18 protein-coding genes are annotated in these 21,124 nt (G+C 60.0%); all 18 read left to right on the top strand.

Going from position 1 to position 21,124, the window contains the following annotated elements; translation table 11 throughout:
* Window positions 1-3 precede the first annotated feature (3 nt).
* The 18 genes from ACQZ45_RS19965 (at window position 4) to ACQZ45_RS19880 (ending at window position 21,065) form a co-directional block, all read left to right on the top strand.
* Window positions 4-1,329, top strand: coding sequence for an NAD(P)/FAD-dependent oxidoreductase (locus ACQZ45_RS19965; protein ID WP_112959726.1), 1,326 nt, complete (start codon window positions 4-6; stop codon window positions 1,327-1,329).
* 59 nt (window positions 1,330-1,388) lie between these two features.
* Entirely contained in the window at window positions 1,389-1,730 is a 342-nt protein-coding gene (locus ACQZ45_RS19960) for a cupin domain-containing protein (RefSeq protein WP_212509374.1), read from the top strand.
* Between the two features lie 418 nt (window positions 1,731-2,148).
* On the top strand, window positions 2,149-3,057 hold the full coding sequence (locus ACQZ45_RS19955; RefSeq protein WP_003517687.1) for a LysR family transcriptional regulator: 909 nt from the start codon (window positions 2,149-2,151) through the stop codon (window positions 3,055-3,057).
* Between the two features lie 147 nt (window positions 3,058-3,204).
* Window positions 3,205-3,987 (top strand): carbon-nitrogen hydrolase family protein, encoded by a 783-nt coding sequence (locus tag ACQZ45_RS19950; RefSeq protein WP_003517686.1) that lies wholly within the window; start codon window positions 3,205-3,207, stop codon window positions 3,985-3,987.
* 15 nt (window positions 3,988-4,002) lie between these two features.
* Window positions 4,003-4,668, top strand: coding sequence for an RraA family protein (locus ACQZ45_RS19945; RefSeq protein WP_003517685.1), 666 nt, complete (start codon window positions 4,003-4,005; stop codon window positions 4,666-4,668).
* Between the two features lie 62 nt (window positions 4,669-4,730).
* Window positions 4,731-5,771, top strand: a complete 1,041-nt coding sequence (locus ACQZ45_RS19940; protein ID WP_003517684.1) for an ABC transporter substrate-binding protein — start codon at window positions 4,731-4,733, stop codon at window positions 5,769-5,771.
* Window positions 5,772-6,073: 302 nt separating this feature from the next.
* Window positions 6,074-7,147 carry an ABC transporter ATP-binding protein gene (locus ACQZ45_RS19935; protein WP_019566397.1) on the top strand — a complete coding sequence of 358 codons (1,074 nt, stop codon included), beginning with the start codon at window positions 6,074-6,076 and terminating at the stop codon, window positions 7,145-7,147.
* On the top strand, window positions 7,144-8,022 hold the full coding sequence (locus ACQZ45_RS19930) for an ABC transporter permease (RefSeq protein WP_035199272.1): 879 nt from the start codon (window positions 7,144-7,146) through the stop codon (window positions 8,020-8,022). Before ACQZ45_RS19935 ends, ACQZ45_RS19930 begins: the two co-directional genes overlap by 4 nt.
* A 12-nt stretch (window positions 8,023-8,034) precedes the next feature.
* Window positions 8,035-8,829 carry an ABC transporter permease gene (locus ACQZ45_RS19925; protein ID WP_112176407.1) on the top strand — a complete coding sequence of 265 codons (795 nt, stop codon included), beginning with the start codon at window positions 8,035-8,037 and terminating at the stop codon, window positions 8,827-8,829.
* A 12-nt stretch (window positions 8,830-8,841) separates the two neighbouring features.
* Window positions 8,842-10,242 carry an ethanolamine ammonia-lyase subunit EutB gene (locus tag ACQZ45_RS19920; RefSeq protein ID WP_112959725.1) on the top strand — a complete coding sequence of 467 codons (1,401 nt, stop codon included), beginning with the start codon at window positions 8,842-8,844 and terminating at the stop codon, window positions 10,240-10,242.
* A complete protein-coding gene (gene eutC, locus ACQZ45_RS19915; protein ID WP_112492988.1) occupies window positions 10,242-11,018 on the top strand; it encodes an ethanolamine ammonia-lyase subunit EutC in 777 nt (258 codons plus the stop codon). Before ACQZ45_RS19920 ends, eutC begins: the two co-directional genes overlap by 1 nt.
* A gap of 105 nt (window positions 11,019-11,123) precedes the next feature.
* Window positions 11,124-12,521 carry an NAD(P)/FAD-dependent oxidoreductase gene (locus ACQZ45_RS19910; protein WP_112959770.1) on the top strand — a complete coding sequence of 466 codons (1,398 nt, stop codon included), beginning with the start codon at window positions 11,124-11,126 and terminating at the stop codon, window positions 12,519-12,521.
* A complete protein-coding gene (locus ACQZ45_RS19905; protein WP_065705388.1) occupies window positions 12,518-13,780 on the top strand; it encodes an FAD-dependent oxidoreductase in 1,263 nt (420 codons plus the stop codon). Before ACQZ45_RS19910 ends, ACQZ45_RS19905 begins: the two co-directional genes overlap by 4 nt.
* Complete coding sequence (locus tag ACQZ45_RS19900) at window positions 13,780-15,177, top strand: FGGY family carbohydrate kinase (protein WP_112959723.1); 1,398 nt, start codon at window positions 13,780-13,782, stop codon at window positions 15,175-15,177. Before ACQZ45_RS19905 ends, ACQZ45_RS19900 begins: the two co-directional genes overlap by 1 nt.
* Window positions 15,178-15,523: 346 nt before the next feature.
* Window positions 15,524-17,929 (top strand): glucan 1,4-alpha-glucosidase, encoded by a 2,406-nt coding sequence (locus tag ACQZ45_RS19895; protein WP_162686616.1) that lies wholly within the window; start codon window positions 15,524-15,526, stop codon window positions 17,927-17,929.
* 36 nt (window positions 17,930-17,965) lie between these two features.
* A complete protein-coding gene (gene gnd, locus ACQZ45_RS19890; RefSeq protein ID WP_013761314.1) occupies window positions 17,966-18,970 on the top strand; it encodes a phosphogluconate dehydrogenase (NAD(+)-dependent, decarboxylating) in 1,005 nt (334 codons plus the stop codon).
* 11 nt (window positions 18,971-18,981) lie between these two features.
* Complete coding sequence (zwf, locus tag ACQZ45_RS19885) at window positions 18,982-20,352, top strand: glucose-6-phosphate dehydrogenase (protein WP_320187691.1); 1,371 nt, start codon at window positions 18,982-18,984, stop codon at window positions 20,350-20,352.
* A gap of 35 nt (window positions 20,353-20,387) precedes the next feature.
* On the top strand, window positions 20,388-21,065 hold the full coding sequence (locus ACQZ45_RS19880; protein ID WP_025596028.1) for an ROK family protein: 678 nt from the start codon (window positions 20,388-20,390) through the stop codon (window positions 21,063-21,065).
* Window positions 21,066-21,124: the final 59 nt, after the last annotated feature.

The following is a 21,124-nucleotide window of genomic DNA, read 5'->3' as shown; positions in this document are numbered from 1 at the left end:
TAGATGGTTTCGTTCTCACCCTTTGACGTGACACTGTGGTATGCGACCGCAGCTTCAGCACCGCATACGGAGCCTCTTTCGGGTCGCGTGCAGGCCGATGTCTGCATCGTCGGCGCGGGTTATACCGGTCTGACGACCGCATTGGAGCTGGCGAAAACCGGCATCAATGTCGTGCTTCTGGAGCGGCAGGAAATCGGCTTCGGCGGTTCGGGCCGCAATGCCGGACATTGCACCCCGACCTTTATCCATTATAGCCTGCCAGAGCTGCGCAGGATGCTGGGCGAGCCCTGGGCGGAACGGCTGATCGAACGGCAGACGCGGGCGAATGACCGCGTATCGAGCATGATCCGCGACTATCAGATCGACTGCGAATGGGTACAGAACGGTTATGTGATGGGCGCACCGCATAAGGGCGCCATGGATGAGATCAGGCGCAAGGTCGAGACCTATAATGCTGTGGGCGCGAAAACCCGGCTGCTCGACCGTGACGAGGTGGAAGCGGTCACCGGCAGTCCGCGTTTCGACGGCGGCTGGCTGCACGAAGAGGCAGGTCACCTCAATCCGCTCGGTTACGCCCGCGGTCTCGGCCGTGCTGTCATCCAGGAGCGCGGAAAGATATTTACCGGCTCGGCGGTGACCGGTTGCGAACGCGACATAACCGGAGGCTGGAAGGTCAAGACCGATCGCGGAGAAGTGGTCGCGTCGAAAGTGATCTTTACCACTGGCGCTTATACGGTTGGTGGTTGGCCCAAGCTGGATCGAACCTTCAAGATTCAACGCGTGTTCGTTGCTGCCACGCAAATTTTGTCCGAAGAAACACGCCGGACCGTCCTGCCGCAGAACACGACCATTCATGATGGTCGCGGCGATATCTACGTCTACAAATACAATGCCGAAGGCCGGATCGTCGCATCGATGTTTCCCATGGGACGCCGCGGCCGCGACATGGCCTATACGAGACAGGTCATGAGCGAACGGCTCAAATGGCTGCATCCAAAGCTCCGGGAAGAGATCCGCTGGGAGTATTTCTGGTTCGGCGAACTCGATATGCAATATCGCACCGTACCGCGGTTTTATGGTCTCGCGCCGGGCGTTGTGGCTTTGACCGGTCTTTCGGGCCGTGGTGTGCCGACCGGCTCGATGCTCGGTTCCATTCTTTCGGAATGGGCGCTTGGTAAGCCGGAGAACGAGCTTGCCCTGAAGCTGGAACCACTGAAGGCAGCTCCCTTCTTTATGGGTTTCGCACCCGCAATGGCGCTGCGTTACTACCGGCTGCGCGACAACATATCCACGAAACTAGCTGGGGCGGAACTGCCGCCCCATGCCTGAACCGGCGCGGCCACAAGGTCCGCGCCAACATTGACAAAGCAAGGAGAAATCCCGTGACAATGCCGATTTTCAATATTTCCGATGACGTGGATCTTGTTCCGGCCATGCCCGCCGAAGGCCGTGAAGGCGGTTCGTATCGTCGCCAGATATGGCAAGACCAGATCGAAAATGGCACAATCGTCGCAGTCTGGAAGGCCGAGCCCGGCATCTACAATTATCCGGGTCGTGACCTCGAGGAAACTTTTGTCGTCGTTGAGGGTGAGGCTATGTATTCGCAGGCCGAAGCCGACCCAGTGAAGATCGGTCCCGGATCGATTATCAGCATCGCCAAGGGCGTGCCAAGCCGCCTCGAAATCCTGTCGCCGTTCCGCAAGCTCGCAACTGTCATCCCGAAGCCGTGAGGTTTGGGGGAGGGGTGCCTGCAGACTTAAGGCGGGCTGTGTCCTGTATTCGCGGCACGAGGATTTAGGTCTCGCCGATCTGTCGTTCGTCACAGCGATCCGGTGCAACGCTGATGGCCCGACAATCAAAGATTTAAAGAAACAGGGCTCCGAGGAGACGCAGAGCCCTGTTTGCGTTCAATGGTTTGGGAAGCAGCTGGTGCAAAACAGGCCACTCATTTGAAACATCCTTGTGACCGTCATCCCTTTTCCCAGCCCCAGCCGGTGCGAAAAAGCGGTGCCAGGGCCAGGGCGTTGATCCCTTGCTTATGGGGGCGTGCATCGGACATACTTGCACTCGAACCACAAAGGACCAAGGGCAAGACGAGCCAGCGACGTTAGTGCCGGCTCGCGGAGCCATGCGGGAAGATTTTACCTCATGAATACGCGATTTCTCGAAACTTTCCTCTGGGCTGCACGACTGAACAGCTTTTCGGCGGCCGCGGAACGGTTGAATACCACCCAGGCGTCGGTGTCCAACCGAATTGCCGCCCTCGAAAGGGAGCTTGGCGTCGTGCTTTTCACGCGCGATGTGCGCTGCGTCAACTTGACACCTGCTGGTCGTCTGGCGCTGCAGCATGCCGAAAAGATCGTCAATCTGACCGGTGAGTTCCGACAGATCGTGAGTAGCCGGGAGGCGCTGAGAGGCACCGTGCGCATCGGTGCTGCCGACACGATCGTCTATGCCTGGTTGCCGCTGCTCATTCGCCGCATGAACGAACGTTACCCCGGCGTCAGCCTGGATCTGACCATCGACACCAGCCTGAAACTATCCCAGCGCATTCAAAACGGTGAGGTGGATGTCGGTTTCATCATGGGGCCGATCATGGCTGCAAATATCTACAATTCACCGCTCTGTACGTTCGAGTCCTGTTGGGTTGGCGCGGTTGAATTGCCGCTGCCAGAAACGGGCGTCACACTCGAAGATATCGCGCATTTTCCGTTACTTACCTTCTCGACAGGCTCGCAGCCACATCAGGCGTTGCGCGCGTTGCTCGATTCTCACGGGTTGTCCGACAGCCGCATCTATAATTCCAATTCGCTGTCGATCATGACCCGCCTTGTGGCCGCGGCCGTTGGGGTGGGCGCTTTGCCGCGTGTGCTGGTGGACGGCATCATCAAATCCGGTGAGGCGCGTATTCTCGACATTAGTCCGTCAGTACCGCCCCTCACATTTCACACCGTTTATCAGGAGCGTGGCGACAACGCGATTGCCCGGGCCATTGCCGATATGGCGACGGAAATCGTCAGTGAAACCACCACGCAATGGATGACGGCTGCCGCCTAAATTTTGCGCTGCAGCGCAAAATGATTAATCTATAAGCTTACCTTATGGGTTTCGATAGAGTTTTTCCGTTTGTAATGAAAACAGTTCCCGTTCTTAATTCTCCTCGCAACATGAGAGGAGAGCAACGTGAAAGTCTCACTTGTTCAAATGAATACCCAGAATGACAAGGCAGAAAACCTTAAGGTTGCTGCCGATCTTATTGAGAAGGCAGTCAAGGCGGACAATCCTGACCTTGTTGTTCTTCCGGAATACTTTGCATTTCTTGGAGATAATCCCCAGGAGATGCATGAGAGCGGGGAGGAATTCCCTGACGGCGAGATTTACACGCTGCTCTCGGGGCTGGCCAAGAAGCACGCGATCACGCTGCATGCCGGCTCCATCGTCGAGAAGGAAGGCAATCGCTTTTACAATTCGACGCTCGTTTTCGGGCCGGATGGCAAACAGATCGCGCGTTACCGCAAGATGCACCTGTTCGACGTCGATACGCCAAACGGCATCAGCTACCGCGAATCCGACTCCGTTGCCCGTGGCGAAGAAGTCGTGACCTACAAGGTTGGCGACAAGACGGTCGGTTGTGGCATCTGCTACGATATTCGCTTCCCTGAACTGTTTCGCGCCCTGCGGGACAAAGGTGCAGACGTCATCGTTCTGCCAGCGGCCTTCACCCTGATGACAGGCAAGGACCATTGGGAAGTTCTGGCGCGCGCCCGTGCCGTCGAAACCCAGACCTACTTTCTGGCCGTCGGCCAGATCGGCACCCATGCGGGTGGCAAGAAGGCATGCTGGGGGCATTCCATGGTCATCGATCCGTGGGGCCACATCGTCGCCCAATGCTCCGACAGCGTTGGAACGGCCGGTGCCGTCCTTGACTTCGACTATTCGGCCAAGGTGCGCGCCAACGTACCGGTGGCGAACCACCACGTTCTCTGATCGGAGAAAGACTCAATGTTTATCGCTAACCCCATGCCCGAACAGATCGGTGCCGACATCATCGAGCTTCTTGAGAAGGTCGAAGTCGCAACGATCGGTCACGTGCTTCACTCCGGCTTCGTCGATCCTGAAATCCGCGCCGTCCTTCCGGGCAAACGTGTGGCAGGCACTGCCGTCACGCTGCGCATCCCCAATGCGGATTCGACCATGCTCCACTATCTGTCGCAGTTCGTGCGTCCCGGGGATATCGTCCTCATCGACCGCTGCGGCGATACCCGTCACGCCTGCTGGGGCGGTGTTATCACCAACACCATGAAGATGGCCGGCGTTAAGGCCGGTGTCGTTGATGGCCCGGCGACCGACTTCTCGGAGTTCGCCAAGGTCGACATGCCGATGTGGTGCCGTGGTCCTTCGCCCATCACCACCAAGATCCTCGGCCTCGAAGGCGCGATCAACGTTCCGATCAGCGTCGGCGGCCAGGTGATCAATCCGGGTGATGCAATCCTGTGCGATGAAAGCGGTGTTGTCGCTCTTCATCCAAGCCAGGCTCGAGCCATGGCTGAACGCGCCATCGGCATGCAGGAAGCCGAACTCGTGCTTCTGCAGCGCCTGCGCAACGGTGAGAAATTGCCGGACATTTCTGGCGCCAACAAGCTCGTTCAGGCCAAGCTGAGCGCCTGACATCGTCTTATGGGTGGCGGATCAGTCCGCCACTCCAAATAACAATAGAGGAGAACAGGACAATGAAGAAAACAATACTTCTGAGTGGGATTCTCATGCTCGGCGCGGCCGCTCTTCCGGCGCACGCCCAGCAGACCGTGACTTTCCTCGGCTATAGCGGCCTTTTCCAGGAGCGTTACACCAAGGCCGTCATCGAACCTTTCATGGCGGCTAACCCTGATATCAAGATCGAATATTTCCCGCAGCAGGGCTCTGCTGCAATGCTCGGCTCGCTGCGCGCCCAGAAGGCTGCGCCGCAGTCCGATATCGCTCTGATGGATGTCTCTGTCGCCAAAACAGGTACGGACGAAGGTCTGTTTGACAAGATCGACGAAAGCGTAACCAAGAATGTCGCCGACCTCTATCCTAATGCCCGCTTCGAAGGCGTGGCCGGGGTTGGCGTAACGTTCGACAATCTCGTGCTCATCTACAATACCGATGCCATCAAGACGGCTCCCGACAGCTGGAACGCTCTGAAGGATAGCGCCCTCAAGGGCAAAGTCGCCATGCTGAGCGCCCCGGATATCGTCGGTATCGGTACCACCATCATCATGGACCATATGAATGGCGGCACTGATTTCATCAAGAACATCGATGCCGGCATCAATGCGATGGCTGAAGTTGCTCCGAATGTGCAGACCTGGGAGCCGAAGCCGGAAGTCTATCCGAACGTTGTCAACGGCCAGGTTTCGCTGGGCGTGGGCTGGAACGCCCGTAGCCAGGTGAATGCTGACGGTTCCAAAGGCAAGATGAAGGTGGTTCTTCCGAAGGAAGGGACGATCCTCCAGATCAACACGCTCAACCTCGTCAAGGGTGGTCCGTCGTCCGAGGCTGCGCGCAAGTTCGTTGATTATGCGCTGAGCCCGGAAGCCCAGGCTGCCTTTACCGCCGCCATGTATTATGCGCCGACCAATTCCAAGTCCTCTGTCTCTGCAGATGTGAGTGAGCGCACGGTCGTCAAGGCGATGGACAAGGTCATCCCGGTGGATTGGATTGGCCTCTCGAAGGTCCGCGACCAGATTACGCAGGACTGGCGCCGCAAGGTCATTCCCCTCAGCCGTTGAGACTTCTGCGCCGGGCGCAAAAAAATGAAAGGACTTCCGCGGCTCCCATGGCAGTCGCGGAAGCAGCATACCAAAACACTCGGATCATCTCCTCTGTCGGCGCTAGGGCGGAAGAGGTGGGAGCTGACGCGGACATGCATTCCGAGCGGCCCACAAGGCCTGCACCAGGGAAGGCACCGCGAAACGGCGCAGCGAATTTTCGCCGCGCTTGCGTAGATCAAGGGCCAAGGCATTTCCGATTCCCTGCGGGTCGGAGATGTTCTGGAGAAAGGCAAGAAGCCAGAATGGGAACTTCAGATACCATGCAGCCAGGATTCCTCTCGATTCGTTCACTGACCAAGCGCTACGAGACAATCGTCGCCGTGGATAATCTCAATCTCGAGATTCCCAAGGGCGAACTGGTTGCCTTCCTTGGTCCTTCCGGCTGCGGCAAGTCGACGTCGTTGCGCATGATTGCAGGCCTCTCTCCTGTCTCCTCGGGGTCTATCCTGATCGACGGCAAGGACGTGACGAAACTTGCGCCTTATAAGCGTGACATTGGCCTCGTTTTCCAGAGCTACGCGCTCTTCCCCCACATGACGGTCCTCAAGAATGTCATGTTCGGTCTTGAAATGCGCAAAGTGCCTGCTGCCGAGGCGGAACGCCGTGCCCGTGAGGCCATTGCCATGGTGCGTCTGGAAGGGCGCGAGGACCGTCGCCCTGCCCAGCTTTCCGGAGGCCAGCAGCAGCGCGTCGCACTGGCGCGCGCCCTCGTCATCCAGCCGTCCATTCTCTTGTTTGACGAACCTCTTTCCAATCTCGACGCAAAGCTGCGCGACGAGATGCGCGCCGAGATTCGCCGTATCCAGAAACAGCTTGGCATCACTTCCATCTTCGTCACGCATGATCAGGTTGAGGCGCTCAGCATGTGCGACAAGGTCGCTGTGCTCAATGGCGGGCACCTGGAACAGCTTGGCACGCCGCACGATCTCTATGAGCGCCCAGCCACGGCATTCGTCGCCTCCTTCGTCGGTCGCACCAACAGGCTGGTTGGCAACGCCGCCGGTGACCGCATCACGGTTGGCGATGCGGTGCTGCGGGCGCCCGGCGCGCACAGCGGTAAGATCGACCTGATGGTACGGCCGCATCGCATGGCCATGACCGTCGCTGGCGACGCCGTCCCCGATTTCGACGGAGCGCCCGTCAATCGCATCGCCGGCGAAGTCCGCGATGTCTATTATGCCGGCGACATTCTCCACTACGAGATCGCTGCTGGCGGGCAGACCCTGTCCGTGGAGCGCGCGACCTCCGGCGGTGAAACGCCGGTCGCAGCAGGCAGCGCGGTCAGTCTCGTCTGGCGCGTGGAGGATACTCTGGTCTTCGGAGCAAACCGATGACGGCGGCGGTCATGATCACGGCTCCCGGTGGCCGTACCTCTTCCATCGTGTTTCTCGCAACCCTTCTTCTTGGACCCATCATTGCGGTTAACGGTCTGGCCTTTGTGTTGCCCGTCTTCAACCTGCTGCTGCTTTCCTTCCGCGAAAGCCTCGGCGGCGGCGGTCTCGGGGAAGCCCATACGCTCGACAACTGGTCGTCGACACTGACCGACGGTTTTTATATCGAGCTGATTGGTCAGAGCATTCTGACCAGCCTTATGATCACCGTTCTCACGCTGCTCGCCTCCTATCCCATCGCCCTCTACCTTCACCGGGCGCAGGGTCGCTGGAAAACGCTTTTGCTGGTGCTGGTCATTTCGCCGCTGCTCACCTCGGCGGTGGTGCGCACTTATGGCTGGATCGCAATCCTGGCGGATGACGGCCTCATCAACAACATCCTCTTCGCAATGGGTGCGCAAGGCGGGGTGCGTCTGCTGTTCAACAAGATCGGCGTCGTCATCGGGCTTACCGAAATCCTGATGCCCTATATGATCCTGGCGCTCCTCGCTGGCTTCGGCAGGCTTGATCCTCGCGTCGAGGAAGCTGCTGAAACGCTCGGCGCATCGCCTTGGAAAGTGTTCTGGCGGATCATCGTGCCGCTCACCATGCCCGGCGTGGCCCTGGGTTGCCTGCTCTCCTTCGTGCTGGCCGTCAGTTCGTTCATCACTCCCAAGCTACTCGGCGGTGGCCGCGTCTTCCTTCTGGCAACGGAAATCTATGATCAGGCCATCGTGACGCTCAACTGGCCACTCGCCGCTACGCTTTCGATGATCATCCTCGTGATTTTCGGTGCCGCCCTGGTGCTCTATTCCCGGCTTCTGCGGGCCATTCTGTAAAGGAGATCGAAGATGGAAGAACGTCCCGCTCCGCTGGCGCTGAAAATTGTCGCCTTCATCATGTTCCTTTTCCTCCTTGCGCCTGTGGTGCTCGTCGTGCCGATCTCGTTTTCGTCCGACAGCTACATGACCTTCCCGCCCTCCGGCTGGAGCCTGCGCTGGTATGTGGATCTCATGCACAATTCCAAGATGATCGGCGCCCTGGGCACCAGCACGCTCCTTGCGGTCATCGTTACCGTGCTTTCCATGCTGATTGCGCTGCCCGCCTCCTATGCCATCGTGCGGATGCGGGTGATTGGCGCGGATACATTGCTCGCCTTCTTCACCGCGCCGCTTCTTCTGCCGACCATCGTTCTTGGCCTTGCGATCCTGATCGTCTTTGCCGGTGCGGGCCTGCTCGGTACATTCACGGGTCTGGTGATCGCGCATCTGATCATCGTGTTGCCCTATGCGCTGCGTGTACTCACCACGTCGCTTGCGGGCCTGCCGCTGATCTACGAGGAGGCCGCCTCCACGCTCGGGGCGTCACCTCTTACCGTCTTTCGCCGCGTCACCATGCCGATGATTGCGCCTGGCATCGTTGCAACGGCAGCGCTTTCCTTTCTCGTCTCGTTCGATGAAGCCGTGATTTCGCTGTTCCTCACCGGTCCGCGCATCACGACGCTTCCCGTTGCCATGTATCAGCATGTCGAAACCCAGGCTGATCCGCTTGTTGCCGCCATCTCCGTTCTTCTGATCGTGCTCACGCTTGCCGTCGTCCTGATCGTGGACCGCACGGTGGGCCTCACGAAGACTTTCGTGAAGTAAGGGGCCGGAAAAATGGCTTATCGACAGATCGCAGCCGGCACGGCCTATCGTTTCGACGATCTGAAAACCCTGATGGCAAAGGCGACGCCGGAAAGGTCCGGTGACCAATTGGCCGGGATCGCGGCGGAAGGGCCGGTGGAGAGACTGGCGGCGCAGATGGCGCTGGCCGATCTGCCGCTTTCCACCTTTGTTGCACAGGAATTGATCGCCTCGGACGAGGACGAGATTTCGGCCCTGATCGCGCGCCAGCACGACGCACTGGCCTTCGCGCCGGTGTCTTCTCTGACGGTTGGCGAATTTCGCGAGTGGCTGCTCAATTCCAAGGTCGGGCACGCGGAACTTGAGGCGGTAAGTTGGGGTTTGACACCGGAAATGGTGGCGGCAGTCTCCAAGATCATGCGTCTGCAGGATCTCGTGACGGTATCGGCCAAACGGGAAGTCGTGACCCGTTTTCGCAACACGATTGGTCTTTCCGGCCGCCTGTCCACCCGCAACCAGCCAAATCACCCGACTGACAGTTCCCGTGGCATCGCCATCTCGGCCATTGACGGGTTGCTGCTGGGGAGCGGCGATGCGGTGATCGGTGTTAACCCGGCCACCAGCGCTGTGACGGACTATATCCGCGTCGTGCAGTTGCTTGACGATCTGCGGCAATGGCTGGACATCCCAACCCAGACCTGCTGCCTTGGCCATGTGACGACGGCTATCAGGGCGATGGAGCGCGCTGCACCCGTCGATCTGGTTTTCCAGTCGATTGCGGGTTCCCAGAAGGCCAATGCGGGCTTCGGCATTGATCTTGCCGTTCTGCGAGAGGCTCATGAGGCTGGTCAGTCGCTGAAGCGCGGAACTATCGGCAGCGACCTCATGTATTTCGAGACGGGGCAGGGGGCTGCCCTGTCGGCCGATGCGCATTTTGGTGTCGATCAGCAAACGATGGAGGCGCGTGCCTATGCCGTGGCGCGCGAATTCTCGCCGCTTCTGGTGAATACCGTCGTCGGCTTCATCGGTCCGGAATATCTCTATAATGGCAAGCAGATCATTCGCGCCGGGCTTGAAGATCATTTCTGCGGAAAGCTGCTTGGCCTGCCGATGGGTGTCGACGTCTGCTACACCAACCACGCCGATGCCGACCAGGAAGACATGGACGTGCTGCTGACCATGCTGTGCGCCGCTGATGTGAACTTCGTCATTACCGTGCCAGGCTCGGACGACGTCATGCTGAACTACCAGACGCTTTCCCATCACGATTCAATCTATGCCCGCGAAACGCTGAAGCGTCGGCCTGCGCCGGAGTTTGAGGAGTGGCTGGTGAATATGGGCGTGACGGATGCCGCCGGCCATATGATCGAGAACCCTGCGCTGATGAACCGCGGGCTTCGCGAACTTGATTTTCTTGGAAGGGACGCCGCCTGATGCGTGACCGCCGGCCCTCCCTCATCTCCAGCCCGCCGGAACGTCTCAAGGCCCTGCGTGTGGCAACCGATGCACGCGTGGCGCTCGGCCGCACGGGTGCAAGCCCGCCCACGCGCGCGGTACAGACATTTCTGTTGGATCATGCGCAGGCGCGCCAGGCCGTGTGGCGTCCGCTGGACATTGAAAAAATGGAGCGTGACTTGCGCGCTTCGGGTGCGGATGTCGTGCATGTTGCAAGCCGCGCGCAGGACCGTGCGGATTACCTGCGCCGACCCGATCTCGGCCGTGCTCTTTCAGACGAAGGCCGTCTGGCGCTCGACGGGCAGGCCAAGGGAGCCGATGTCGCATTGGTAATCGCCGACGGGCTTTCCGCAACGGCTGTGGAGATGAATGCAGTGCCGGTGGCAACGGCGTTGCTTAATTCACTCGCAAGCAACGGATTGACGGTTGCGCCGATCACACTTGCCACGCAGGCACGGGTTGCGCTGGCGGATGATGTGGGAGCCGTCCTCGGCGCAAAGGTGGCGGTGATCCTGATTGGCGAGCGGCCGGGCCTTTCGGCAGCCGACAGTCTTGGCGCCTATGTCACCTTCGGGCCGGAGACCGGGCTGCCGGACTCCCGACGCAACTGCATTTCCAATATTCGTGATGGTGGCGTGCCGCCCGTCGAAGCGGCGGGGAAGATCATGACCCTGATCAGCGCCATGTGCCAGCAGGAGACAAGTGGCGTGACGCTGGTTGAATTCGAAAAGCCGCTGACGGCTTTGTCCGACTAGAAACAAAGCAGATCTCATTCATAGCCACGATCCGGCAAGGTGCATCGGCTCGATCCGTTGCGCCTGTTGATTTCGCTTTCGAACCACGAAAATAAAGGCAAGCCCATGGTCCAGAGCCTCTCCACAGCATTCGACGTCGCCGTCATCGGTGCCGGGGTGGTCGGTTGCGCGGTTGCCCGTCGTTTCGCACTGGCTGGTGCGAAGGTCGTGATCGTCGAGAAGGGGTCCGATATTCTTTCCGGGGCATCCAAGGCTAACAGCGCTATCCTCCACACCGGCTTCGATGCGCCCGAAGGCGGTCTGGAACTGGAATTGGTGAAGGCGGGTCGGGCAGAATATCTGTCCATCCACAGGCAGATGGGCCTTAGCCTCGTTGAAACCGGCGCGTTGGTTTGTGCGTGGAATCCCGACGAGGCGCAAAGCCTGGAGGCGATCGCCGAGCAGGGGCGACGCAACGGCATTTCCGAGCTCGGTCTGCTCACGGCCCGGCAGGCCCGGGAATCCATGCCCGGCTTGTCCGACCGTCTTGTCGCAGCACTCGAAGTTCCGGGTGAATATGTCATCGATCCCTGGTCCGCGCCGCTAGGCTATCTTACGCAAGCGGTGGCGCTTGGCGCGCAGCTGGTGCGCAACGCTGAAGTCCTGTCCGGTGCGTTTGATGGCGCGTGGCGGATAGAGACGACGGCGGGTCCGATTCTTGCGGCGAGCGTTGTCAATGCGGCCGGATTGTTCGGCGATATCGTCGATGCGCGGCTGGGGCTTGTCCCAGACTTCACCATCAAGCCTCGCAAGGGACAATTCGTCGTTCTCGACAAGGCCGCCCGCCGGCACGTGCCGCGCATCGTCCTGCCCGTTCCCACCGAAATCACCAAGGGCATCGTTGTGTGTCCAACTGCCTTCGGCAACGTTCTCATCGGCCCGACGGCGGAAGAACAGGATGACCGCGAGCGTGCGACGGTAGAAACGGCGGCGCTGGAAGCGCTGCTGACGCGCGGCAGGGAGATCGTTCCGGCACTCGCCTCCATTCCCGTAACCGCTATCTATGCCGGCTTGCGCCCGGCCTCCGAGAAGAAACATTACCGGATTTCCGCACGGCCGGACCGGCGCGCGATCACGCTTGGCGGCGTGCGATCCACCGGTCTCAGTGCGGCACTTGGTCTGGCGCAGCACGCTCTGGCGCTTCACGAAAGTTTCGGCACGCGCTTCATGCCCCCGCCCGCAGTGCCTCATGTGACGATGCCGAACCTGAGCGAAACCTGCGAGCGGGACTGGCAGCGCGCTGATCATGGCGAAATCGTCTGCCATTGCGAGCTTGTCACCCGCCGTGAGATCGAGGCGACATTTTCCAGCCCGGTGCCGCCGGGTGATTTCGGAGGTCTGCGGCGGCGCACCCGCGCCGGCATGGGGCGCTGTCAGGGATTTTACTGCAACGCCCGGCTGGCCGCGATGACGGGCGACCGTCTGGCTGTACCGCTTGCGGTCCGTCCGGGAGACGATCGATGAGCTCCCGGAAGCCTTTTCAGCAGATGCAAGAAAACGTTCCGGATGCAGATGTAATCGTGGTCGGCGGCGGCCCGGCGGGCCTGGCGGCAGCGCTGGAGCTGAAAGCACGCGGCGTCGCGCGTGTGACGATCCTCGAGCGTGAGCCAGCGCTTGGCGGCGCACCCCGTCATTGCACACATTCGCCTTTCGGCATGCGCGAATTCGGACGCGTTTATTTCGGCCCGGCCTATGCGCGACGTCTGCAGCGGCAGGCGCAGGATGCGGGCGTCGATGTCCGCACCGGTCATGCCGTGGTGGAACTCGGACAGGACGGTACGCTGCTGGTTACGTCTGCGCGCGGCGTGGAAACGTTGAAGGCCCGGCGCATTGTGCTGGCGACCGGCGCGCGGGAAAAACCACGCTCAGCGCGGCTCCTGCCGGGCGACCGGCCGGTGGGAGTGATCACCACCGGCACGCTGCAATCCTATGTCGCCTTTCACGGCATCATGCCCTTTCGCCGGCCGCTTATCCTTGGTTCGGAACTGGTTTCCTTTTCCGCGCTTCTCACATGCCTAACGCATGGCGCGCGGCCGGTGGCGATGATCGAGCCTGAGCCGGAACCGCTGGCGCGGTCGCTTTTCCGGTGGTTTCCGCGATTGGTCGGAGTGCCCTTTTATTGCCGCGCAACACTTGTGGACATTCGTGGGAGCGGTCGTGTCGAGGAGGCCGACATCCGGCTGGCAGATGGCCGTATCCTCACCGTCAAGTGCGATGGTGTTCTCCTCACCGGGCGGTTCACGCCGGAGGCAACGCTTCTGAACGCATCCCCTGTTGATGTGGCGGCAGGCAGCGATGGCCCTACGATCGATCAGGACGGCCGGATGGCCAACCCGATGTTCTTCGCCACGGGGAACGTATTGCGGGCCGTGGAAACGGGTGGCTGGTCGTTTCGCGAAGGCCGCCGCGTGGGTGCTGCCGTTGCCGACGATCTCACCCGCGAACTCTGCAACGCAAAGGCAGTGCGTATCGCTTTCGCCGACCCGCTCAAACTCGCGGTACCCACCATGGTGCGATCGGGGGGACTTGACCGGCCGGCTTTTCTCGATTTTCAGCTGCGCTTCATCAGACGTGTTCGAGGCAGGCTTTCGCTTCATCTTGATGGAACGGAAGTGTGGAGCAAGTCCGGCAGGTGGCTGCCGGAACGCCGTGTGCTTGTGCCCATTCCCCGCGCCGCCGTTGAGGCGACCCAGATTGCCTTTCACTTTCAGGAGACGAATTGATGCGCATAGCGGCGATCGATCAGGGAACGACGTCGACCCGATGCCTTGTGATAAGCGACGATGGCACGGCGCAACTCGTCTCAAGCCTGCGTCATGCACAGTTCTATCCAAACCCCGGCCATGTGGAGCATGATCCGGAAGAGCTGTTGCGCAACATCCGCGCGGTACTGGCCGATGCCGGGCCGGTAGATGCGATCGCGATCGCCAACCAGGGCGAGAGTTGCCTGGCGTGGGATGCCAAGAGTGGGGAAGCGCTTTCGCCGGTCATCGTCTGGCAGGATGCCCGCACCGCCGAAGCCCTGGCCGCGTTGCCCCAATCGGCTGCGGAACGATCGAAAGAGATTTGCGGATTGCCGCTCGATCCCTATTTTTCGGCGAGCAAACTGTCGTGGTTGCTAAGGCACAATCCGGCGGTGGCACGGGCGAGAGCCGAAGGGCGGTTGCGCCTGGGCACCACCGACGCATTCTTTCTGGATCGGCTTACAAGCTGTTTCCGCACCGACCTTGCAACGGCCTCGCGGACGGGACTGCTTGATCTGGCAACGGGTGCCTGGAGCCCGGAACTCTGCGCTCTTCATGGGGTGCCGCTGGATTGCCTGCCCACAATCGGTCCTGTTAATGGCGGCTTCGGTTCCATCGAGGGAACGCCCATTCGCGTTTCCATCGTCGATCAGCAGGCGGCGCTTTATGGGCACGGTTGCCGCAAACCGGGCGATTGTAAGATAACCTTCGGCACGGGCGCCTTTCTGTTGGCCATCGCTGGTCACGAACGCCCGTTGTCGGGGGAGCTTCTGCCCACCATTGGCTGGCAAAAGCAAGGCGGCGCGGCCATTTTCGCCATAGAAGGCGGGGTTTATGACGCCGGTGCCGCGCTGGAATGGGCGCGAAAGATCGGCCTTTATGTTGACAATACTGAACTTGACGGTTTTGAGGGTTCATCGGCCGTTCGTCGTGGGCTGGTGTTCGTGCCTGCATTTTCGGGCCTTGCCGCGCCATATTGGGATAGACAGGCCGTACCGCTTTTCATCGGCATGGACCACGCAACGGCGCGGAGTGACATGGTGCGCGCCCTGCTTGAGGGCATTGCGTTGCTGACGGTTCGGTTGATCGAAGCCGCGCAGACTTTCGTTCCCATCGGCGATACGATTTCGATAGATGGCGGCCTGTCGAACAGTCGCTATTTCGCCCGTTTCCTGGCCGCTGCCAGTGGTCGGACCATCTGCGTTCCGGCCATGCGCGAGTTGACGGCGCTTGGTCTCGCGGAACTGTGCGATATCGATGTCACCGCCATGCGAAAAGATGCCGAGATATTCAATCCCGACGGATCGGTCGAAGAAGCGGATCACGCTCGCTTTGCACGCGCCATACGCAATGCGAGGGGCTGGTCGGGCGGTTGATATCCACTTGGAATAGCCGGTTCATCGGCAATATCGGTGTGATCCACAACGGCCGCCCGCTCTAGCGGCGGCTCGGTGGCTGAGCGTGTTGGTCCTGCAACCCAAAACCTCCAACGCGCGGCGCGGCTTAAATTACCAAATCTTTAGTTGTGTACCAGTTCGCCAATACCTAGCTTTATGGCGAGGCTGCATCCGTTGTGGATATGAGCAAGGAACCGGTAAGCCCGTTTCCTGTTGTTATCCAGGAACAGAGCCTTGGTTCAAGGTCGAGATACCCCGTCATGACTGTTCAGGACTGCAATTCGCGCCACTTTCGTCTGCCTCATCAGCGTAACCGAGACATTTCATGATGCGCACCGGACTGGATTTTGCACCGGGCGCGCCTGGCATAGAAGCGCGCTGGACGTCGAGCGCCAAAAACGGGGTCGGCACTGCGCTGTCGGAAGCATCGCCTATCTGGTTCACGCTCAGCCACGGCATTCTGAACGAGGTCTATTATCCGAGGATAGACAGTGCCTGCACCCGCGATCTCGGTTTTGTTGTCACTGGGCCTGAGGGTTACTTTTCGGAGGAAAAACGCGACTGCGTATCCGTCACCCGCCCTTTTAAAAGCGGAATTCCGGCATTTCACATTACCAATACGGCGACGGATGGCTCGTTCAGAATCGAGAAACAGGTGATCAGCGATCCCGCGCGGGCCAGTGTTCTTCAGCAGCTTTCGTTCATTCCCCTGAAGGGACAAATTTCGGATTATCGCGTGACTGCGCTGCTGGCACCTCATCTCGTCAATGCAGGCAATCTTAACTCGGCTTGGATTGGCGACTATGAGGGACATCAGGTCCTCTTCGCGACCGGCCGTTCACGATATCTTGCGCTTGTCTGCGATCTGCCCTGGCGGGCAGTCAGCGCCGGTTTCGTGGGTGTTTCCGATGGTTGGCAGCAGTTGCATCGGCACGGACGCATCGTTGAAGAGTACCAGCGAGCCGATGACGGAAATGTCTCGCTGGCAGGTGAGATCGACTTCAGTGATGTCAATGGCGCGGCAACATTGGCGCTCGGCTTTGGCGAGACGGAATATGAAGCGGCTGCGGCGGCCGTTTATAGTCTGAAGCATGGCTTTGAACGGGCGCACGAGGCCTACGTTGCCAACTGGCGCAACTGGCAAGACCGGCTGGAAACGCTCGACCGCGATACGCATCACGGCATCAATTCCTATCGGGTGTCGACAGCAGTGCTCGCCGCACATCGTGCCGCCGACCGACCGGGCGCTGTTGTTGCAAGCCTGTCGATCCCTTGGGGAGCATCGAAGAGCGATGACGATCTCGGTGGTTATCACCTGGTCTGGCCGCGCGATCTGGTGGAAGCGGCCGGCGGATTTCTGGCGGCCGGCGATCACCACGAGGCGCTGGCGATCCTCAATTATCTTCGTCAGGTACAGCAGCCATCGGGCCGCTGGCCGCAAAACCTCTGGCTGGATGGCAAACCCTATTGGCCAGGCGTCCAGATGGATGAATGCGCCTTTCCGATCCTGCTGGCGGATATGCTGCATCGACATGGTCACCTGGATCATGCCACGCGGGCGGATTTTATGCCGATGATCCACCGCGCCGCGGCCTATATTCTGGCAAACGGCCCGACGACCGGTGAGGACAGGTGGGAAGAGGATGCCGGCTACAGTCCCTTCACCCTTGCCGTCGAGATCGCTGCGCTGCTTGCCGCTGCCGACCTTATCGATATGGACGGTGATGCTGCCGAAGCCGTGCATCTACGGGAAACGGCTGATTGCTGGAACGAGCAGATCGAACAATGGACCTTTGCCGGTGACGAGACATTCTGCGCCGCGCTTGGCATTTCCGGCCACTATGTTCGCATCGCTTCGCCTGACGCGACCGACGTAGCTCGACCATTCGGCGATACGCCCATCCGCAACCAGACGCCGGACCGTTCCACGCTGCCGACCAGCGACGTCATCAGTCCCGATGCGCTTGCCCTTGTTCGCTTCGGCCTGCGCGCGCCTGACGATCCGCATATTCTCGCGACGATCAAAGCAATCGACCATTGCCTGCGTGCCGATCTGCCGCAGGGGCCTGTATGGTATAGATATACGGGCGATGGATATGGTGAGCACGCCGATGGAGCAGCATTCGACGGCACCGGGCAGGGGCGGCCATGGCCGCTTTTAACCGGCGAACGCGCCCATTACGAGCTTGCTGCGGGAAGGCGGGAGGTGGCCGAAGCGCTGCTGGTAACGCTGGAGAAATCGGCCGGTGGGAACGGCCTTTTCCCCGAGCAGCTCTGGGACCAGCCTGACATCCCCGAATACGAGCTTTTCTACGGCCAGCCCTCAGGAAGTGCGATGCCGCTGGTCTGGGCGCATGCTGAACATATCAAACTTCTGCGGTCGCTTGCCGATGGTTCCGTTTTCGACGTGCCGCCGCAGGGTGTGGAGCGCTACATCCTCAACAAGACGCCGTCGCACCTTCGGATCTGGTGTTTCAATAACAAGATTGCCGGGATGCCGGCCGGCAAGATGTTGCGGCTCGAACTGACGGATGATGCTGTCGTGCACTGGAGTGCGGATGGTTGGGTGACGACCAGCGACACCAGAACGAGTGCTTCCGGCCTTGGCACATATTTCGTCGACTTGCCCGTTCAGGATATGGCGGCGGGCGACGCAATCGTTTTTACTTTCTTTTGGCCAAACACAGGGAATTGGGAAAACCAGGATTTCACCGTTCGCCTCGGCGAATGAAGTACATATCGCGCATTGGACAAATGGAGTGTCAGCATGCAGATCGGAATGGTTGGGCTTGGACGAATGGGCGCAAACATGGTGCGCCGTCTTCTGAAACAGGGTCATGATTGCGTGGTCTTCGACGTCAATCTCGACAATGTCGCAGCATTGGTGAAGGAAGGCGCAGTTGGCGCGACCTCGCCAGACGACCTGGTTGCGAAGCTGTCACCGCCACGCGCCGTCTGGCTAATGCTGCCGGCGGCAATAACGCCGAAAATTGCTCGTGACTTTGCCGCCAGATTGCAGGCGGGCGATGCCATCATCGATGGCGGCAACTCCTTCTACCGGGATGCCATCGATTTGGCGGCGGAATTTGCGCCCCGTAGCATCGACTTCATCGACACCGGTACATCCGGTGGCGTCTGGGGTCTGGAGCGCGGCTATTCTCTGATGATCGGTGGCCCGTTGGGTGCTGTGCAGCGGCTCGATCCGATTTTTGCTTCGCTCGCTCCCGGTGCGGGCCAAGGCATCGCGGCCGATCCCGTCACCGGCACGGCGCCAATGGGATATTTGCATTGCGGACCGTCAGGCGCTGGGCATTTCGTCAAGATGGTTCACAATGGCATCGAATACGGTGTCATGGCCGCCTATGCTGAAGGCCTGAATATCTTGAAGGCCGCGAATGCCGGCACGCAGCACCGGGAGGCCGATGCGGAAACTGCGCCGCTCGCCCACCCGCAATATTACCAGTTCGACATCGATCTTCCTGCCGTGACGGAGGTCTGGCGACATGGGTCTGTCATCGGCTCGTGGTTGCTCGATCTGACGGCGGAGGCGCTGAAGCAGGACCCTCATCTCGACCAGTATGGCGGGCGGGTGTCAGATTCAGGCGAAGGGCGCTGGACCCTTCAGGCGGCCGTCGAAACGGGTGTTCCTGCGCCTGTTTTGGCTTCCGCCCTGTTCGAGCGCTTCTCCTCACGCGGTGAGGCGGAGTTTGCCGGCAAGGTACTCTCGGCCATGCGCAATGCCTTTGGTGGCCATCTGGAAAAAGCAAAATGAGGGCGCCGGCCATGGATAAGCAGCGATCGGACGTGCTCGTAGTGTTCGGTGCCACCGGCGACCTTGCCTACAAAATGATCTTTCCTTCCCTTTTCGCCATGGTGAAACGCGGCGCGCTTCAAACACCAGTCATCGGTGTCGCCTTCGATGACTGGTCGCGCGATCAGTTGATCGCAAGGGCGCGCGACGCGGTTACCAGCCACGTCGACAAGATCGATGAAGCCGTCTTCGAAAAATTCGCTTCTCAACTGCATTACGTGTCCGGCGACTACCGAAACGAGGCGACATTCGAAAAGCTGCGCGCCGCACTCGGTGACCACGGTCATCCGCTTTATTACCTCGCCATTCCGCCGTCACTGTTTGAAACCGTCGTGACCGGGCTTGATAAGGCCGGGATAGCCGCCTCGGCACGATTGATGGTGGAAAAACCGTTCGGCCGCGATCTTGCCACGGCAGAGGCGCTGAACCAGTCGCTGCACGCGGTTTTCGAAGAGGACGCCATTTTTCGCATCGACCATTTTCTCGGCAAGGAGGCGATTCAGAACCTTCTTTATTTCCGGTTCGCGAATGCTTTTCTTGAACCGGTCTGGAACCGCGACCATGTTGAAAGCGTGCAGATCACCATGGCCGAGGATTTCGGCATCAAGGGACGCGGAAAGTTTTATGACGAGGTTGGATGCATCCGGGATGTGATCCAGAACCATCTCATCAACGTGCTGTTGCTACTGGCCATGGAGCCACCGGCAACAAGCGCTTCGGACGATCTTGTCGATGAGAAAGTGCAGATCCTCAAAGCCATGCCACCGCTCAGCCGCGAGGATGTGGTGCGTGGCCAGTTCGACGGTTACCTTGACGAACCCGGCGTTGCGTCCGGCTCGAGCCGCGAGACCTTTGCCGCCGTGCGGTTTCGCGTGGCCACATGGCGCTGGAACGGCGTGCCTTTCTTCATCCGCGCCGGAAAGAACCTGCCTGCCCATGCAACCGAAGTTGTGGTGCGTTTCAAGCGGCCGCCGATAGCGCTATTCGGCGATGTTGAGACGGCGGCCGCAAATTATGTGCGCTTTCGGCTCGGGCCAGATATCGCCATCGGCATTGGCGCGCGCCGCAAGGCTGCCGGGGACGGTATGCTCGGCGAGGCGGTGGAACTGGGTGCTGTCGATGACGGCATCGGCGACATGGCGCCTTATGAACGGCTGATCGGCGATGCGATGGCAGGCGAACGCCAGCTTTTCACCCGTCAGGATGCGGCAGAACTCGCATGGAGAATCGTTGAGCCCATTCTCGACGACCCGGCCGTGCCGCCACGCTATGCCGTAGGAAGCTGGGGTCCGGTCGAGATGGAGAGTTTCGCGCCGCCCGGCGGTTGGGTCGATCCGGAGTGACGCCCATGCCGGCAAATACCACGGACGGTAGTTCAATGACACAGGATCGGATCGTACTAGCGATCGATATCGGCGGCAGCCACGTCAAGATTCGCTCAAGTGCCGGTGGCGACGAGCGCAAGGTCGAAAGCGGCAAGGCGATGACTGGGCCAGAAATGGTCATCGCCGTAACCGCCATGGCGAAAGACATGACCTATGACGTCATCGCCATGGGATATCCCGGTCCGGTCGTCCACAACAAACCGCTTCGCGAACCGGTCAATCTGGGTACAGGCTGGGTTGGTTATGATTACGCCGGCGCTTTCCGCTGCCCCGTTCGTATCGTTAACGATGCGCTGATGCAGGCAATCGGCTCCTATCAGGGCGGGCGCATGTTGTTTCTCGGTCTCGGAACAGGCCTGGGAGCTGCGATGATTGTCGAAAACGTGGCCCAGCCCATGGAGATCGCTCATCTTCCCTATCGGAAGGGCAAAACGTACGAGCACTATCTCCGAGAGGCGTATCGCGAAGAGAAGGGCAATGCCAAATGGCAAAAGCGCGTCACTGATGTCGTAAAGCGTCTGACTGCCGCCCTTGAACCGGATGAGGTGGTCATCGGCGGCGGTAATGTCGAAAAACTCGATACCCTGCCGCCCGGATGCCGCCGCGGAGACAATGCGCTTGCTTTCGAGGGCGGATTCCAGCTGTGGAAGAACCCGAACCTCATCGTCTAGCCGGTCAAATATGCTAGGTCGGCTGCTGCGTCGATAACCACGCAATCGGCGCGGCGGAG

The organism is Agrobacterium sp. 16-2014-1-2a (genome assembly GCF_053522705.1).
Note: the sequence above shows the minus strand (reverse complement) of the source record. Positions and strands in the feature narration are given on the sequence as shown.

Bases quoted from the DNA above. Each gene is read 5' to 3' on its own strand.
- ACQZ45_RS19955 (WP_003517687.1), top strand. From the start codon at position 2,149: ATGAATACGCGATTTCTCGAAACTTTCCTCTGGGCTGCACGACTGAAC.
- ACQZ45_RS19900 (WP_112959723.1), top strand. From the start codon at position 13,780: ATGCGCATAGCGGCGATCGATCAGGGAACGACGTCGACCCGATGCCTT.
- ACQZ45_RS19950 (WP_003517686.1), top strand. From the start codon at position 3,205: ATGAATACCCAGAATGACAAGGCAGAAAACCTTAAGGTTGCTGCCGAT.
- ACQZ45_RS19880 (WP_025596028.1), top strand. From the start codon at position 20,388: ATGACACAGGATCGGATCGTACTAGCGATCGATATCGGCGGCAGCCAC.
- ACQZ45_RS19935 (WP_019566397.1), top strand. From the start codon at position 6,074: ATGCAGCCAGGATTCCTCTCGATTCGTTCACTGACCAAGCGCTACGAG.
- ACQZ45_RS19905 (WP_065705388.1), top strand. From the start codon at position 12,518: ATGAGCTCCCGGAAGCCTTTTCAGCAGATGCAAGAAAACGTTCCGGAT.
- ACQZ45_RS19920 (WP_112959725.1), top strand. From the start codon at position 8,842: ATGGCTTATCGACAGATCGCAGCCGGCACGGCCTATCGTTTCGACGAT.
- ACQZ45_RS19960 (WP_212509374.1), top strand. From the start codon at position 1,389: ATGCCGATTTTCAATATTTCCGATGACGTGGATCTTGTTCCGGCCATG.
- ACQZ45_RS19945 (WP_003517685.1), top strand. From the start codon at position 4,003: ATGTTTATCGCTAACCCCATGCCCGAACAGATCGGTGCCGACATCATC.
- gnd (WP_013761314.1), top strand. From the start codon at position 17,966: ATGCAGATCGGAATGGTTGGGCTTGGACGAATGGGCGCAAACATGGTG.
- ACQZ45_RS19910 (WP_112959770.1), top strand. From the start codon at position 11,124: ATGGTCCAGAGCCTCTCCACAGCATTCGACGTCGCCGTCATCGGTGCC.
- ACQZ45_RS19930 (WP_035199272.1), top strand. From the start codon at position 7,144: ATGACGGCGGCGGTCATGATCACGGCTCCCGGTGGCCGTACCTCTTCC.
- zwf (WP_320187691.1), top strand. From the start codon at position 18,982: ATGGATAAGCAGCGATCGGACGTGCTCGTAGTGTTCGGTGCCACCGGC.
- ACQZ45_RS19895 (WP_162686616.1), top strand. From the start codon at position 15,524: ATGATGCGCACCGGACTGGATTTTGCACCGGGCGCGCCTGGCATAGAA.
- ACQZ45_RS19925 (WP_112176407.1), top strand. From the start codon at position 8,035: ATGGAAGAACGTCCCGCTCCGCTGGCGCTGAAAATTGTCGCCTTCATC.
- ACQZ45_RS19940 (WP_003517684.1), top strand. From the start codon at position 4,731: ATGAAGAAAACAATACTTCTGAGTGGGATTCTCATGCTCGGCGCGGCC.
- ACQZ45_RS19965 (WP_112959726.1), top strand. From the start codon at position 4: ATGGTTTCGTTCTCACCCTTTGACGTGACACTGTGGTATGCGACCGCA.
- eutC (WP_112492988.1), top strand. From the start codon at position 10,242: ATGCGTGACCGCCGGCCCTCCCTCATCTCCAGCCCGCCGGAACGTCTC.